Origin of the sequence: Paenarthrobacter nicotinovorans (genome assembly GCF_021919345.1) — a bacterium.
GTDB lineage: Bacteria > Actinomycetota > Actinomycetes > Actinomycetales > Micrococcaceae > Arthrobacter > Arthrobacter nicotinovorans.
The window spans coordinates 517,284-531,212 of the sequence record NZ_CP089293.1 but is presented as its reverse complement, the minus strand read 5'-3'; the positions used below and the strand labels follow the sequence as shown (position 1 = coordinate 531,212).

Sequence of the window (13,929 nt, the reverse complement as noted above, 5' to 3'; positions counted from 1 at the left end):
TCAATCAAAGTTATTGGTGGCAAGCAGGAACAATGCCAACGCAAGGGTAAGGCGTACACGGCCTTGGGGCGTTCGAATGTCAAAGCCCAGGGCAGTCGAAAACTCCGCCGCCCGGTGCTGAACGCTCGAATGGTGCAGATTGAGCTGCCCTGCCACAGCACGGAGGCTGCCTGCCTCCGCTATGGCCTCGAGCAGGGAATACGCCTTGGGCTGAGCCTCGATCAACCGCTTCAAGGCCGTCAGGTCAGGCGGTTCCCGTGTTGTGTCAGTGGCCACCCCTGCCAGGACTACCAAACCGCCGAGCTCGCCGGCGTCCTGGATCTGATGGCGCGGGCTGGTGAGCCGGAGAGCCAGCAACGCCGTTTCCCACGAGAGGTAAAGCTCGCGGGGAGGTTTGGGAAGGCCGATTCCTGCCGGGGCGTGCTGTTCAACCATTGCACCGGCCGGGCGTATTGCCGCCTTGATGGCCCCAAAGGGGGTGTGCAGCAAAGCCGTGGGACCTGATCCCTGGGTAGCTCCGGGCGTTGCATGGACCCGGTACAAGGCGTCGCGGTTCAGATGGAGGAGTTGCGCCGCCTCCATGCGCTTGTCGTCGGAAGCGTCAGCGTCCAAGAGGGTATCCATTGCCCGCCGTGTTGCAGCGACAGGGCTCCTGCGGTCCCAGAAGATCCCAAGAGCGATGGCGAGCCGTTCCAGGATGAGCTCATCATTGGCGTACGCCGGGCCGGGGCGCTGGATCCAGGCTTTCCCGTCGACACCGAACGGCCTGGATGGCCAGTCGCCCTGCTGCCCGGAGATCTTCCCGCCCGAGGCATCCACGCAGACGCTCCTGCCGTCCATGGCATAGCCAACGGGGCACCCGCAGAGCGCCGCCGCTCCGTGGATGAGCATTTCCGCATTGGCCCGGCTGTTGACCAGGGCATCGAAATACGTAATGACTTTGAGGCTTTCCGAAGCCTCAGGGTCGAGCGCCTTGAGGCGCCACACCAGTCCTTGCATTTCCTACCGCCCACCACATCGTCAACCTTCGGGAACTCAATGGTGCTCCAGTCCTGCCGCTGCGGCAACAAACTGCGGCGGCGGGACAGGTCCATCAGGTGCCCAATATGCGTCGGAGCCACCTGGTCCTGGCTTCCCGGGCCAGGACCGAAAGCGCTGCCTGGGGGAAGAAAATATCGAAACCGTGGAAGCCGCCGGGCCAGACGTGCAGTTCCGCATCCCCTCCGCAGGCCCAGATGGTCGACGCGTAGGCCACGTCCTCATCCCGGAACACTTCGGCGGAGGCAACGTCAATGAAGGCGGGGGGCAGGTTCGAAAGATCGGCTGCGCGGGCAGGCGCCGCATATATGGATACCTGACTGGTTTTGCGGCGGTCCCCCAGGAGGGCATCCCAGCCGGTGTCGTTGCTGGTCCGGTCCCAGACGCCGATGCCGTCGAACTGGTGGCTGGACAGGCTCTCGTTGCGGTCGTCCAACATGGGGTAGATCAGCAGCTGCCCTGCCAGGGCGGGGCCGCCACGGTCGCGTGACATCAGTGCCACGCCTGCAGCCAGTCCTCCTCCCGCGCTGGCACCCGCGACGACCAGCCGCTCGGGATCCACACCCAGCTCTTCTGCGTTCGCCGCCATCCACTCCAGGCCCGCATAGCAGTCCTCCACGGGTGCCGGATCAGGGTTTTCGGGGGCCAGGCGGTACTCCACCGAGACAGCCACCGCGTCCAGTTGCTCCACCCAGTCAATCAGGGAGTCCGCTCCAAGAAACCGGTCACCCATGACCATGCCGCCACCATGGATGTGATAGATACCGGGCCCTCCAGGGGCGTGGTCAGTTCGCTGGAAAACAGACACTGTGAGGTCGGGAGCACCCAACGGGCCCGGAATGGTCCGCTCAAAGTGCGTTACGGGGCGTCCCGACAAGAGATCTTCGACGGGAGCCACAACGAACGACTCCCGCATTCCTTCAATCATGTCCGGGGTCAGGGTGGGAGCAATCAGGTCGCCCAGCGCCCCGAGGGTAGCCCCTAGTTCGGCATCAAATGGCGGCACTTTCCGTAAAGTTGTCATCTCGACCTCCATCAATTCCGGCCACCTCGTCGTGACCTGATGCAAGCCTAGGCGTCCCTGCGTGCTGCGCTAACCGCCAGCCGTCCGCAAAAGAGCGGGCCCTGACCGCCGCGTGGCGGGCCAGGGCTAGGCCTGGATGTCGCCTTCTTCGGGATCGTCGGCAGAACGGACGTCGCTCCGGATAATGCCCAACTCCTCGAGCCGGGCCGACATGCCTGCACCGTCCGGGGCATAGATCCAAGGAACCCCCGGTGTGGGTTGACCGCCCGTTTTCGACCGACCGCCTGCGAGGACCGCTTCGCCGGCCGAGAGTTGGCGGATGGCAATGGCCCGGACATTCTCCGGGTGCCGCTGGGCGAACTCGGAGTAAATGGCTTCGTCATGTTGTCCGTCGTCACCAACCAGGAGCCATTTGACGTGGGGGAACTCCTCCGCGAGGCGTTCCAGCGAGGTCCGTTTGTGTTCCTGGCCGCTGCGGAACCAGCGATCCGGCGTTGGGCCCCAGTCGGTCAGCAGCTTGGGACCAGCCGGGTACAGATTGCGGGAAAGGAAACGCGACAGCGTCGGGGCAACGTTCCAGGCCCCGGTGGAGAGGTACAGTACCGGCGCCGACGGGGCCGTCCTGGCGATCCGTTCATACAGCACCGCCATGCCCGGAGTGGGAGTCCGGGCATGTTCGTTGAGCACGAACGTGTTCCAGGCGGCCAGGAAAGGCCGGGGCAGCGCGGTGACCATGACCGTGTCGTCGATGTCCGAGACGACTCCAAAGTCCGTGTCGTCCGCAACAATCCGCACGGGAGCCTCCACGACGTGGGACTCCCCCGACTGCAGCGTGATGGTGTGCCAACCAGCTGTCAGGGTCACCGGGATGCGCACGTCAACCACACCGCCGCGGTCTGCGACAACGTCATGGACGGAACCGGCCACAGTCACCTTTACCGCAGCGTTGGCTACAGGAGCACTCGTGAAGTTCCGCCAGCCGCGCATGCTTTCCTGCAAGGGCTTTGCGTGACCTGCAGCGTCGCGGGGATCACTTCGCACCACGCGGGCCAGCACCCGGACCCAAGTCGTCGAGCCGTAGCCCGTATACGGAATCACGGTCTCCACCCTGCCACGCCGGATGGCAAGGCGGGTCTGGAAACCCAGCCACGCGTCGTCGAGCCTCATGGCCAGGTGGCGGCGCCCCTTGCCCGCAGGCTTGGGACCGTCAGTTTCAACGACGTCGGGCTGGGGGCGCGGTTTCACGGGACGGGAAGACATGTGTCCAGTCTTCCACGGCCTGCTCGCTGCGGCACCGCTTCCCTCCAGCCCGCACGCATTACGCAACAATCCGCTACGGCACGCGCTCCGGGCTCGCCAGCACGACGATGTTTTTCCCCCACAGATCAGCCGCGTAGCAAGTGATGAGAATGAGACGCCCCGGCACCCTGTCCCAGATCTCACTGTCCCGCAGGGTGTCCTTGTACTCCGTTGCCACCGAGTCGACCCTGAACTCCAGCAGCCCCTCCGCGGTTGTGACGGTGATGCGGTCACCCGCCTGCGCGAGGGTGCTGATGTTGTTGAAGGGAGACGCCTGTCCCTCCCAGCTATGTCCCACCAGGTACGTGGTGTTGGTTGATCCCGCACCCGGCATGCCGTACGGGTCGAGCCAATACGCATCGTGTGTGTACGGCGGGACGATGGAACCCAGTTCCCGTTCGGCCTCCGTCGGGGCAAGGGGCACGATCGCCTGGTCCATCCCGACCCTCGCGTACGTTATGTGCAAGGGTGGCGAACCGGTCGCCGCTGCGGCCGCCTCGCTGGGCGCTGGCTGCGGCGCGGGTGCAGCAGCAGGTGCCGTCGAGGGTGCCGCAGAAGCGCTGCTCGAAGTGAACGGCTGTATAGCGCTGACTGCCTTGGATGGTTCACCTGCCGCGACCGTTGGCCCGGAATCAGTGGCGGCCTGCGTTGACCACCCCGGAAGCAACGCCGCCAACAGCACTACAGCCATGGAGGCGATGACCGCCGTTCGCCGTTGTTTCCAACGCCCCGGCGAACGGCGGTGCCTGCCTCGCTGTACAGATCCTCGATGCAAGCTGCTAGTCCTGCTGGTTTTCCCTGCGAATAGCGGTCAGGAAGCGGATGCCCAAAGTCAGAATTCCTGCACCGCCCAGGGCCACCAAGATCGTGCCGAGCACGGCCGTGCGGCTCATGGGCTCCGTGTTGGAAACCCTTGCTGCAGTGTCCACGTTGGTGCCCTGATTCCTACCCGTCCCAGCCAAGGGTGCGGACTGGACCGGAGTGGCACCGTCAGTGGAAGTGGCTGTCGGGGTCGCGGTCGCCGTCGCAGTCGCCGTCTCTGTCACCGTCTCCGTCGCGGTCGGAGTCGCAGTCGCCGTCTCTGTCACCGTCTCCGTCGCGGTCGGCGTCGCAGTGGCAGTCGCCGTCTCTGTCACCGTCTCCGTCGCGGTCGGCGTCGCAGTCGCCGTCGCCGTCTCTGTCACCGTCTCCGTCGCGGTCGGAGTCGCGGTCGCAGTCGCCGTCTCTGTCACTGTCTCCGTCGCGGTCGGCGTCGCCGTCGCTGTTGCAGGTGGCGCGGAGGTGGTGGGGGTCGTGACGCAAGCGGGTGCGGTTACCACGTTGGTGTCCAGGGAAACCTGACCATTACGCGCCAGGAGCCGCCCCTCCACCACTGCGTTGGTCTGGGCTGTAATCGACGTCAGCGCAAGTACGGTGCCTTTGAAGCTTGAGGCAGTGCCCAGGGTTGCCGAGCTGCCGACCTGCCAGAACACGTTGCAGGCTTGGGCGCCGTTGGTGAAGATGATGCTGCTGGCGGACGCAGTAATCAGCGTGGACGCCACCTGGAACACGAACACCGACGCCGGATTACCCTGGCCATCCAGTGTCAGCTGGCCGCTGAGCGCCAGCGACGATGTTGACTTGTAGACACCTTCCGTCAAAGTCTGGCCAACCAGGTCGCCCGATACGCTCGCCGTCAACGCTTGCCCTGCCGCATTGTTGTAGGCGGTGGTCAGATCCGACTGTGCTTGCAAAGCCACCGCGTCGGCCGCGTGGATTGTGCCAGCAGCGGTGCCGGGCGGAAAGCCGGTAATGGCGGTGCCGGGGCTCAGGCCCAGGTCTCCTTGGAGGGTGGTGGGGCCGGTGTTGGTCACCGTGGTGGCGGCAAGGACCGAGTACGACCCCGCAGTACCCAGGTTTACCGGCGTCGCCGCAAATGCAGGTGATTGTTGGAGCATGATGGCACCGGCAAGGAGAAGAACTCCGGAGGCGGCCCCCACTGTTACCGACGTGCGCCGGCGGCTCGATCCCGCTGAATGTATCCCTGGATTTTTTCGCGCGGAGCTATGGTGCATGGCAGTTCCTTCCCCCAGCGGGGCGACCGCCCCAAAGCAACTGCCCAACAGGATGCGGGGGAGCTATACAGCGGACTGTACGCCCGCGATCGCGGTGTGCCTAGGGCCGGCGATGGAGCGATAACCCGGTGCGGGAGCACCCCGGCGACCCCTCCATCCGGCCGTTTTGGGTATCGTCCCTGCTCAAACCATCAGGGTGCTGACTATCGGCGTTTAGGGATGGCTTTCCAGCACGGATTAATTACTCCAAAATATTTATGAAATACGGCGACGGCGGCAGCCGGGACGCGGACAGCCGCCCCTAAACAGCCGTTGTAGGAGCCCGGCCCTCGTCACCGTGCTGCTTACGCGCTTGCGCAACGCGAAGTCGATCCAGCCGGTTCATTAACGGCGCGGTGGTAGCCCCGTGGACCACGATGGACAGCGCCACCACCAATCCGACCATTGCCCACAGACTGTGGGCCTCGTCTTCGAAATGTCCGTGGCTGATCGCAAAGGCAATGTAAAAGAGGGAGCCGATCCCTCGAATTCCAAAATACGAAATGGCCAGGCGTTCGCGGGGTCCGGTCTTTCCACGCATCAGCCCTATCCAGCCGGCCACGGGCCGGACCACCAAGAGGAACGCCAGGGCTACCAGCACTTCAGGCCAACCAATGCCTTCCAAAAGACCACGTGCAATAGCGCCGCCAAGGAGGACCAGGATCACCACAGTCATCAGCCGCTCCAACTGCTCTACATAGCTGTGCAGGACCTGGTGGTAGGCGTGGTTATGCTCGGCGGAACGGATGGTCAGGGCACAGATGAAGACTGCGATGAAGCCATATCCAGCCACCAGCTCCGTAGCGCCGTAGGCCAGGAACGTGGCCGCCAGGGCAACGAAGCCCTCGGAATGCTCGGACAGGCGGAAACTCTTTCCCTTGGCAGCGAAGAAGATCAGGCTCAACAGCTTGCCCGTGCCGAATCCGATCAGGACCCCCGCGGCAATCCGCCAGAGCAAATCAACACCCACCCACTCCCCCGACCACGCAGCCGGCGCGGCTCCCACCAGGCTGATGAGGATGGCGAGGTAGACAAAGGGGAAGGCAAGCCCGTCATTCAAGCCGGCTTCCGAGGTCAGGGCAAAGCGCACCTCGTCCTCGTCCGGATCCTCTTCGCTGTCCGCAGGTTTTCCCACCTGGACCTCGGAGGCCAACACCGGGTCAGTGGGGGCAATCGCGGCCGCAACAAGAATGGCGGCGGCGAGCCCCAACCCCAACACCCACATTCCCAGGAGCGTCATCACCAGGATGCACAAGGGCATAACGATGCCAAGCAGCCGCCAAGTGGTTGACCACCCGCGCCACCGGAACGGTCGGTCGAGGGCCAGACCTGCGCCCATCAAGGAGATGATGACGCAGATTTCAGTGAGGTGGGTAGCGAACTCCCCGTAGCGGACAGGATCAGGGTCCGGCAGGTCCGGAAGCAGAGTGAACGCCAGGATCCCGCTGCCAAGAAAGACCATCGGCATGGACAGCGGCATGCGTCGCAACAGTTTTGGCAGGACGGCAGCGGCCAACACTGCAAAGCCTGCTGAGAGGAACAAGATGCTGGGGGCTTCAAACACGAATAGTCTTCTTCCTGCCGCGCCGTTCGGCGCGTCCAAGAAGCCTAGCCCCGCCGTGCCCGTCGGGGCTATCCCGCAACGCTGCGCATCGGCCGGTTCCTGCGCCATGGATCCAATGGCATCCGGGAACCAATCTTCCGTTGACGTAACCCAGGTCACGTCGTAGGATTATGAATCGATTCAAGACGAAGTTTGTTCTTTGCCAGCGACGCCAGAGGAGTACAGCGACGTGACCGTCATGCACCGGAGGGAGATCCCTCCCGTAGCCAGCGAAAGCACCGCCCCAAAGGACCCGAAGAAGGCCGCCATGAGCGGCTGGATCGGCAGCGCACTGGAGTACTACGACTTCGCCCTGTACTCGCTGGCAGCAACGCTCCTGTTTCCCACGATCTTCTTCCCCACAGAGAATCCCACGGTGGGAATCATCGCCTCCTTGGCCACCTACGCAGTGGGATATGTTTCGCGACCCCTGGGCGCAGTGGTCCTGGGCGCTTACGGTGACAGGCACGGACGCAAGAAGGTGCTCGTTTTCGCGATGCTGCTCATGGGTTTCGCCACCTTTGCCGTCGGTCTCCTCCCCACCTACGGACAGGTCGGACTCCTGGCCCCCGTCATGCTGGTAATCCTCCGCCTGATCCAGGGCTTCGCCGTCGCCGGCGAACTCGGCGGTGCGAGCGCGATGATCGTGGAACATTCCCCCGACGCCCGGCGGGGATTCTTTGCCAGCTTCAGCCTCCAAGGCACGCAGGTCGGCTCGATTCTGGCCACAGCAGTGCTGATTCCCCTGGCCGCCCTACTGCCGGATGAAGAGTTCCACTCCTGGGGATGGCGGCTTCCCTTCCTGCTCAGCGCCGTAGTGATCGTGGCAGGTTACGTTATTCGCCGCCGGGTGCAGGAGCCACCGGCCTACCTGGCACAGTCCGAGGCAGCCCCCGCCAAACGCCGGTTCCCATTGGTCGACCTCCTGCGCACCCACCCCTGGGTTCTGATCCGCTGCATTGCCATGACCTTCACCAACGTCATCGGCATGGCAACCCTGATCTTCGGGGTTTCGTTCGCCACCCAGAAGGGCTACGGGATCGGCTTCTCCAGCAGCGAGTTCCTCTGGGTGACCATGGCCGCCAATGTCACCGCCGTCCTCACCATTCCGGCGTTCGGCGCACTCTCGGACAAGATCGGGCGGCGTGCTTTGATGGTGGCCGGCGGCATGACCGGGGGGCTGCTGACCATGGGCTACCTTTGGGCGATCGAACAGCGGAGCCTGCCCTTGGTGTTCGTCTGCGTTGTGATCGTCCAGGGCATCCTCTTCCAGATGTGGAACGCCACCTTCGCCACGTTCTTCCAGGAGCAGTTCCCCATGCGGATGCGCGTCACGGGATTCGCGGTGTCCCAGAACATCGGACTCATGATTGCCTCGTTCTTCCCGAGCCTGTTTACCGCAATTGCTCCCCCGGGGTCTGCCAACATCCCCATGGTCATCGGGCTGACAACGCTCGGCATCTGCATCATCTCAGCCATTGCCACCCTCAGGTCTTCCGACACCAAGGGCAAGACACTCGAGGAGCTTGAGGCCCGCTGAGGGCGGCGCCGGGACCGGCAGGTTCCGGACCAGGAGGCAATCCGACTAGGAAGCCTGGCCCAATGCAGCGTCGATCAGCACTTCGGCGGCCTGCCGCGCTTGTCCGGCAGCCTCGGGCGAGCCGGCGATGGCCGCCGTCGTTTGCGCGCCCTCGGCGAGGATTGAAAGCTGGGGCGCCAGGTACGCCGGCGCGCCGGCCCCGGCGGCGAGGCCTGCAACGTATTCCTGGAACGATTCCTTATGCTTCCGCGCATACTCAGCTACTTCGGGGCTGACAGCACCCAACTCCGCGAAGCTGTTGATGAAGCCGCAGCCCCGGAACGAATCCTGGCAGAACCATCCGGAGAGGTAGTCAAAGATGGCCAGGAGCTTGCCCCGCGGATCCGGGGCCTTGCGCACCATCGCGTCCAGCCCCTCGGTCCAGGACTCGTGCCTGCGCTCCAGAACAGCCATGACAATGCTGCTTTTGGACGGAAATTCCTGGTAAAGCTTTTTCAGTGAGACACCCGCCGCGGTCCGCAGCTCGTCCATACCCACCGACTGGATTCCTTTGGCGTTGTAGAGCCCGTCAGCCGTCGCGACGATGCGGTGCCGGACCTCGGAAATATCCATACCCCAATACTACTTGAAATGAGAACGATCGTTCTATAGTATTTGTAAGCAGAGAGAGAACGATCGTTCTCTACTTCGAGGAAAGGGAACAGAATCATGGGCTTCATCAAAGTCGGAACTGAGAACACCACGGATATCGAGCTCTACTACGAGGACCACGGCTCAGGTCAGCCGGTTGTCCTGATCCACGGCTACCCCCTTGACGGCGCCTCCTGGGAAAAGCAGACCGCCGCCCTCCTGAACGCCGGCTACCGCGTCGTCACCTACGATCGCCGCGGGTTCGGCAAGTCCAGCAAGACCACCACCGGTTATGACTACGACACCTTCGCAGCCGACCTCAACACAGTCCTTGAAACGCTCGACCTGCAGAACGCCGTCCTGGTCGGTTTCTCCATGGGCACCGGCGAAGTTGGACGCTACATCGGCACGTACGGCGAGTCCCGCGTTGCCAAGGCCGTCTTCCTCGCTTCGCTCGAGCCGTTCCTCCTCCAGACCGACGACAACCCAACGGGCGTCCCGTCCTCCGTGTTCGACGGCATCCGCAACGCCGCCATCGAAGACCGCTACGCCTGGTTCACCAACTTCTATAAGGACTTCTACAACACCGACAACTTCCTCGGAAACCGGCTCAGCGAAGAAGCCCTTCGCAACTCCTGGAACGTGGCTGCAGGCTCGTCCTGGTACGCATCGTTCGCCGTGGTGGACACCTGGCTGACCGACTTCCGCTCCGACATCGAAAAGGTCACCGTTCCGTCCCTGATCGTCCACGGAACAGGCGACCGCATCCTGCCCATCGATGCCACGGGCCGCGAATTCACCAAGCGCCTGCCGGCGGCGGAATACGTCGAGATCGAGGACGCACCGCACGGCTTCCTCTGGACGCACGGCGCTGAGATCAACGAAATCCTGCTCAGCTTCCTGGCCAAGTAGACCTCACCGGCCATCCGCTTAAAGCACGACGGCGGCGGGTCACCTTCGGTTCCATGGGAGCCGAGGGTGGCGCGCCGCCGTCGTCGTGCCCGGCACCTCGAAGCTAGTACTTGGAGAAGAACGTGGAGTATTGCAGGTAGATTTTGAGCCCCCCGGCGTCACTGGAGACTCCGGTACAAATCTTCCGCATGGTCCAGAGGTTCATCGGTTCGCAGCGTTCCTGCGTCAGCCCCATCTCCGCTGCAATCGACTGCGATGTCTGAGGTGGCTTGACGTTTACGGTCATTACCCGGGAACAGCCTCCCGAACCACAGTGTGTGCTGATCGCCCCGGCTTCGCTGGGCAACGGAATGGCAAGGAACGACGAGTCGGCGGGCACCGCACCTTCGTCGATGGCAGTCCAGAAAATGGAGCCGATCCACGCCATCAGCAGGATTCCTGCCGCCACTACGGAAAAGCAGCCGCTGCGCTGACGAGTCACCATGAATTCCCCCAAATCGAAATTCCCAGACTACATGGCGCGTGTCCCGCCTCAGGGTTCCGGAACTTACTTCCTTACGACGGCAACTCCGTGAGTGATCCGTCATGGTCCAGGTTCAGCACAAGGTCCAGATCCAGACGGTCCAGGAAGTCGTCGTCGTGGCTTACCAGGATCACGGCGCCGCGATAGACGTTCAACGCTTCCACGAGCTGGTCCACGCTCTGGATGTCCAGGTTGTTGGTGGGCTCATCGAGAATCAGTACCTGTGGCGGCGGATCGGCAAAGAGGAGCCGGGCCAACGAAACCCTGAACCGCTCGCCACCGGACAACGTATGAACGGGCCGGTAGACGCTGTCGCCCCTTAGCAGGAACCGCGCCAACTGGTTCCGGATTTCACCTTCAGGAACGCTTGGCGCCGAAGCCTGGACATTTTCCAGCGTGGTCGCGGCATCGTCCAAGCCATCGAGGCGCTGCCGCAGATAGCCGGCACGCCCGGTGAGAAGTCGACCACCCGCGGTGCCGGATTCGACGACGTCACTCACCTCGTCGTTGTCGGGCAAGGACTCACCGGCGACCACGCGTTCAAGCAAAGTGGTCTTTCCCACTCCGTTCGCACCAATGATGGCCACCCGTTCCGGGCCTTCTACGAAGAAGGCACGATTGGTCCCGCGCAACTCGGCTATCCGGCGTCCACGGGGAACGTCCGGATCCGGAAGATTCAGGCTGATCCGCTCCTCTTCCCTGATTCTGGACGAGGCCTCGTCCAGTGCGGTCCGGGCGGCGTTAACCTTGTCGTCCGACCCCGAGCGCAGCTTCCCCGCAGACACCTGCGCGTCGGAGGCCCGCTGGTTCATGAGAATCTTGGAGCCCTTCTTGTTGTCGTAGCTGCTTTGGCCGGTCCGGGCACGCTTGGCCAGCTTCGTTTCAGCATCCTGGCGTTGGCGCTTCTCGATCTTCACAGCCTGCTTTGCAGCTTGGGCAGCCTGCACAGCTGCTGCTTGCTGCTCATCCATGTGGGACCGCCAGGCGCTGTATGGACCTCCGAAGACCGTGAGTTCCCCGGCATGAAGCTCCGCGGTGTTATCCATCAACTCCAGCAAGCTGAGGTCGTGGCTGACCACCACCAGCGTTCCTGGCCAGGAAGTGATGAGGCCGGAGAGTCTTGCCCGGGCATCCCTGTCCAGGTTGTTCGTTGGCTCGTCCAGCAGCGTAATTGCCGTCCGTTGGAGCCGAAGTCCGGTGATCGCGACCAGCATGGCTTCGCCGCCCGAAATCTCGCCGACGTTCCGGTCAAGGTCCGATCCTGAAAAGCCGATATGACGCAGGGACTCGTCTGCACGGGTTTCAATGTCCCAGTCATCGCCCACTGTCTCGAAATTCTCCACCGCGGCGTCGCCGGATTCGATGGCGCGCAAGGCCCGCAGCTTAGGGCCGATACCGAGCAAGTCGGCTACGGTTGAGTCGGTTTTGAGGGTAAGTGTCTGCGGAAGGTAGCCGACCTCGCCGTTGGTGCTGATCCGGCCACTCGTTGGAGTCAACACGCCGGCAATGAGGCGCAGCAACGTCGATTTTCCCGCACCGTTGGATCCCACCAGGCCCGTGCGGCCCACTCCGAAGGTCCCGGAAATCCCGGAAATCCCGGTGAGGGCAGTGGTGCCGTCCGGCCATTGAAGGCGGACGTCAGTCAGGGTGATGGACGGATTTTTTGTAAAAGGCATGATGTTTTCAGGACTCCAGTGATTTCAGCGAATGCGCTGCAACCACCGGCCCGGAAGGACATCAGGTGCGTGTCAGCGCTTGGTTTGCGTCGCGAAACCTTGAATGTCCGTCAAAACATCGGCCTAACACTGGGGAATAGAGGATTTCAGTCTCACAAAGATGGCCTAACAAGGCAAATTCCCCCATGCTGAAGAAACCCCGGGCTGAAGGAACACCTGCTGAAGAAGCACCATGCTTCACGCAAAACGGCGGGCCGACGCCAGGTTCCGAAACGAAACCCAACGTGACCCGCCGCCGTCGTTCGCGTTATGCCCTTAGGCTCCGACCGTGACCACGATCTTGCCGCGCGTGTGGCCTTCCATGTTGAGGCGGAACGCCTCCGCCGCCTCAGCAAGGGGGAAAGTCTCCGCTACCTCAACCTGGAGTTTGTTCCCGTCCACCAGATCGGCAAGTTCCTGCAGCTCAGCACCCACGGGATTCACCCACATCCAGGTGCCGCCGTGCTCCTCGACATCACTGTCCGCGATGGAGGCGTGGCGACCGTTTTCCTTCAGGACCTCCAGGGTGGTCGAAAGGTTGCCGCCCACGAAGTCCGCAACCACTTCCACGCCTTCGGGGCGCAGGGCACGCACCCTCTCCGCCAGCCCTTCGCCGTAGGCCACGGGTTCGGCCCCCAGGGACCGGAGGAAGTCATGGTTCTTCTCCGAGGCAGTGGCGATCACCTTCGCACCAAGGGCCTTCGCGATCTGGATGCCGAGCGAACCCACGCCGCCCGAACCGCCATGGATCAAGACAGTCTCGCCCGCAGCCAGTTCCAACCGCTTCAGCACCTGAAATGCAGTCAACCCGGCCAGCGGCAAGCCAGCGGATTCGTTCCAGTCCAAGGACTCCGGCTTGCGGGCCAGGAGCCGCTCCGGCAAGGCAATGTATTCAGCAAAGCTGCCACCGTGGACGTAATCCTTGCGGCCGTAGGCGATGACCTCATCGCCGGGCTTGAAGTGCGGAGCGTCAATACCTGTCGACTCCACTACGCCGGCGACGTCCCACCCGGGAATGGCCGGGAACTGCAGGTCCATGAGGGGGTCCAAGTAGCCGGCCATGATCTTCCAGTCCACCGGATTCACTGAGGCCGCCTTGACTTTGACCAGGACCATGCCCGGCCCTACTTTGGGCATTGGCTGATCAGTGAGTTCCAGGACGTCCGGGTTTCCGTACTTGTTATAGGTAATTGCCTTCATGTGAGCGTCAACTTCCACTTGAGGCCGGCTATTCCTTAGCTGGCCGGCTCAGTCGAAGAACCCCACGATGTACCCGATGAAGTACAGCATCGACAACAGGACAAAGACGCCTATGATCGAGAGCCACAGGACCTGGGTGCCCTTCCTCGGGCCACCCTCATCGTGGCCTTGGGGGCCGGCCGTCGACGACTCGCCGGGCGGGGTTTCGCCCGGCGGCACTCCACCACCGGGTTCCAAGCCTGTGATCTTGTCCTCGTACGGGTCGGGATTAGGTCCTGACACGCTCACTCCCCTGGTTGCAGTGGTGTCGCTTTGACCCAGCGTATCGAACCAGCCCGGCCAGAACCACAGC

13 protein-coding genes are annotated in these 13,929 nt (G+C 63.1%); 2 read left to right on the top strand and 11 right to left on the bottom strand.

All coding sequences use genetic code 11. The features are described from left to right. The 6 genes from JMY29_RS02640 to JMY29_RS02615 all read right to left on the bottom strand — a co-directional run bounded on the left by JMY29_RS02640 (nt 1) and on the right by JMY29_RS02615 (nt 7,018). On the bottom strand, nt 1-999 hold the full coding sequence (locus JMY29_RS02640; RefSeq protein ID WP_189076890.1) for a helix-turn-helix domain-containing protein: 999 nt from the start codon (nt 997-999) through the stop codon (nt 1-3). A gap of 94 nt (nt 1,000-1,093) precedes the next feature. Then, nucleotides 1,094-2,062 (bottom strand): alpha/beta hydrolase, encoded by a 969-nt coding sequence (locus JMY29_RS02635; RefSeq protein ID WP_179128469.1) that lies wholly within the window; start codon nt 2,060-2,062, stop codon nt 1,094-1,096. A gap of 126 nt (nt 2,063-2,188) precedes the next feature. After that, nucleotides 2,189-3,322 carry an App1 family protein gene (locus tag JMY29_RS02630; protein WP_079582669.1) on the bottom strand — a complete coding sequence of 378 codons (1,134 nt, stop codon included), beginning with the start codon at nt 3,320-3,322 and terminating at the stop codon, nt 2,189-2,191. Between the two features lie 73 nt (nt 3,323-3,395). Further along, complete coding sequence (locus JMY29_RS02625; protein ID WP_229778721.1) at nt 3,396-4,052, bottom strand: class F sortase; 657 nt, start codon at nt 4,050-4,052, stop codon at nt 3,396-3,398. Nucleotides 4,053-4,140: 88 nt separating this feature from the next. After that, entirely contained in the window at nt 4,141-5,298 is a 1,158-nt protein-coding gene (locus JMY29_RS02620; protein ID WP_229778720.1) for an ice-binding family protein, read from the bottom strand. A gap of 418 nt (nt 5,299-5,716) precedes the next feature. Next, the gene (locus JMY29_RS02615) at nt 5,717-7,018 is read right to left on the bottom strand and encodes a cation:proton antiporter (RefSeq protein ID WP_064723847.1); all 1,302 of its coding nucleotides are present in this window, start codon (nt 7,016-7,018) and stop codon (nt 5,717-5,719) included. 229 nt (nt 7,019-7,247) lie between these two features. Between JMY29_RS02615 and JMY29_RS02610 the strand changes: the two genes are divergently transcribed. After that, a complete protein-coding gene (locus tag JMY29_RS02610; RefSeq protein ID WP_189076888.1) occupies nt 7,248-8,597 on the top strand; it encodes an MFS transporter in 1,350 nt (449 codons plus the stop codon). A 45-nt stretch (nt 8,598-8,642) separates the two neighbouring features. Here JMY29_RS02610 and JMY29_RS02605 read toward each other — a convergent pair whose 3' ends face one another. Then, nucleotides 8,643-9,209, bottom strand: a complete 567-nt coding sequence (locus tag JMY29_RS02605; protein ID WP_018780081.1) for a TetR/AcrR family transcriptional regulator — start codon at nt 9,207-9,209, stop codon at nt 8,643-8,645. A 96-nt stretch (nt 9,210-9,305) separates the two neighbouring features. On the opposite strand from JMY29_RS02605, the gene JMY29_RS02600 reads away from it, so the two are divergent. Continuing rightward, entirely contained in the window at nt 9,306-10,139 is an 834-nt protein-coding gene (locus tag JMY29_RS02600; RefSeq protein ID WP_018780080.1) for an alpha/beta fold hydrolase, read from the top strand. A 103-nt stretch (nt 10,140-10,242) separates the two neighbouring features. Here the strand turns inward: JMY29_RS02600 and JMY29_RS02595 are convergent, their stop codons facing one another. From JMY29_RS02595 to JMY29_RS02580, 4 genes are all read right to left on the bottom strand, one after another. Beyond that, the gene (locus JMY29_RS02595; protein ID WP_229778719.1) at nt 10,243-10,623 is read right to left on the bottom strand and encodes a hypothetical protein; all 381 of its coding nucleotides are present in this window, start codon (nt 10,621-10,623) and stop codon (nt 10,243-10,245) included. 71 nt (nt 10,624-10,694) lie between these two features. Continuing rightward, the gene (locus JMY29_RS02590) at nt 10,695-12,338 is read right to left on the bottom strand and encodes an ABC-F family ATP-binding cassette domain-containing protein (protein WP_189076887.1); all 1,644 of its coding nucleotides are present in this window, start codon (nt 12,336-12,338) and stop codon (nt 10,695-10,697) included. 315 nt (nt 12,339-12,653) lie between these two features. Beyond that, on the bottom strand, nt 12,654-13,577 hold the full coding sequence (locus tag JMY29_RS02585; RefSeq protein WP_018780077.1) for an NADP-dependent oxidoreductase: 924 nt from the start codon (nt 13,575-13,577) through the stop codon (nt 12,654-12,656). Nucleotides 13,578-13,625: 48 nt separating this feature from the next. Then, nucleotides 13,626-13,859: a DUF6480 family protein gene (locus JMY29_RS02580; RefSeq protein ID WP_026267494.1), complete on the bottom strand. Its 234-nt coding sequence runs from the start codon at nt 13,857-13,859 to the stop codon at nt 13,626-13,628. Between the last annotated feature and the right edge of the window lie 70 nt (nt 13,860-13,929).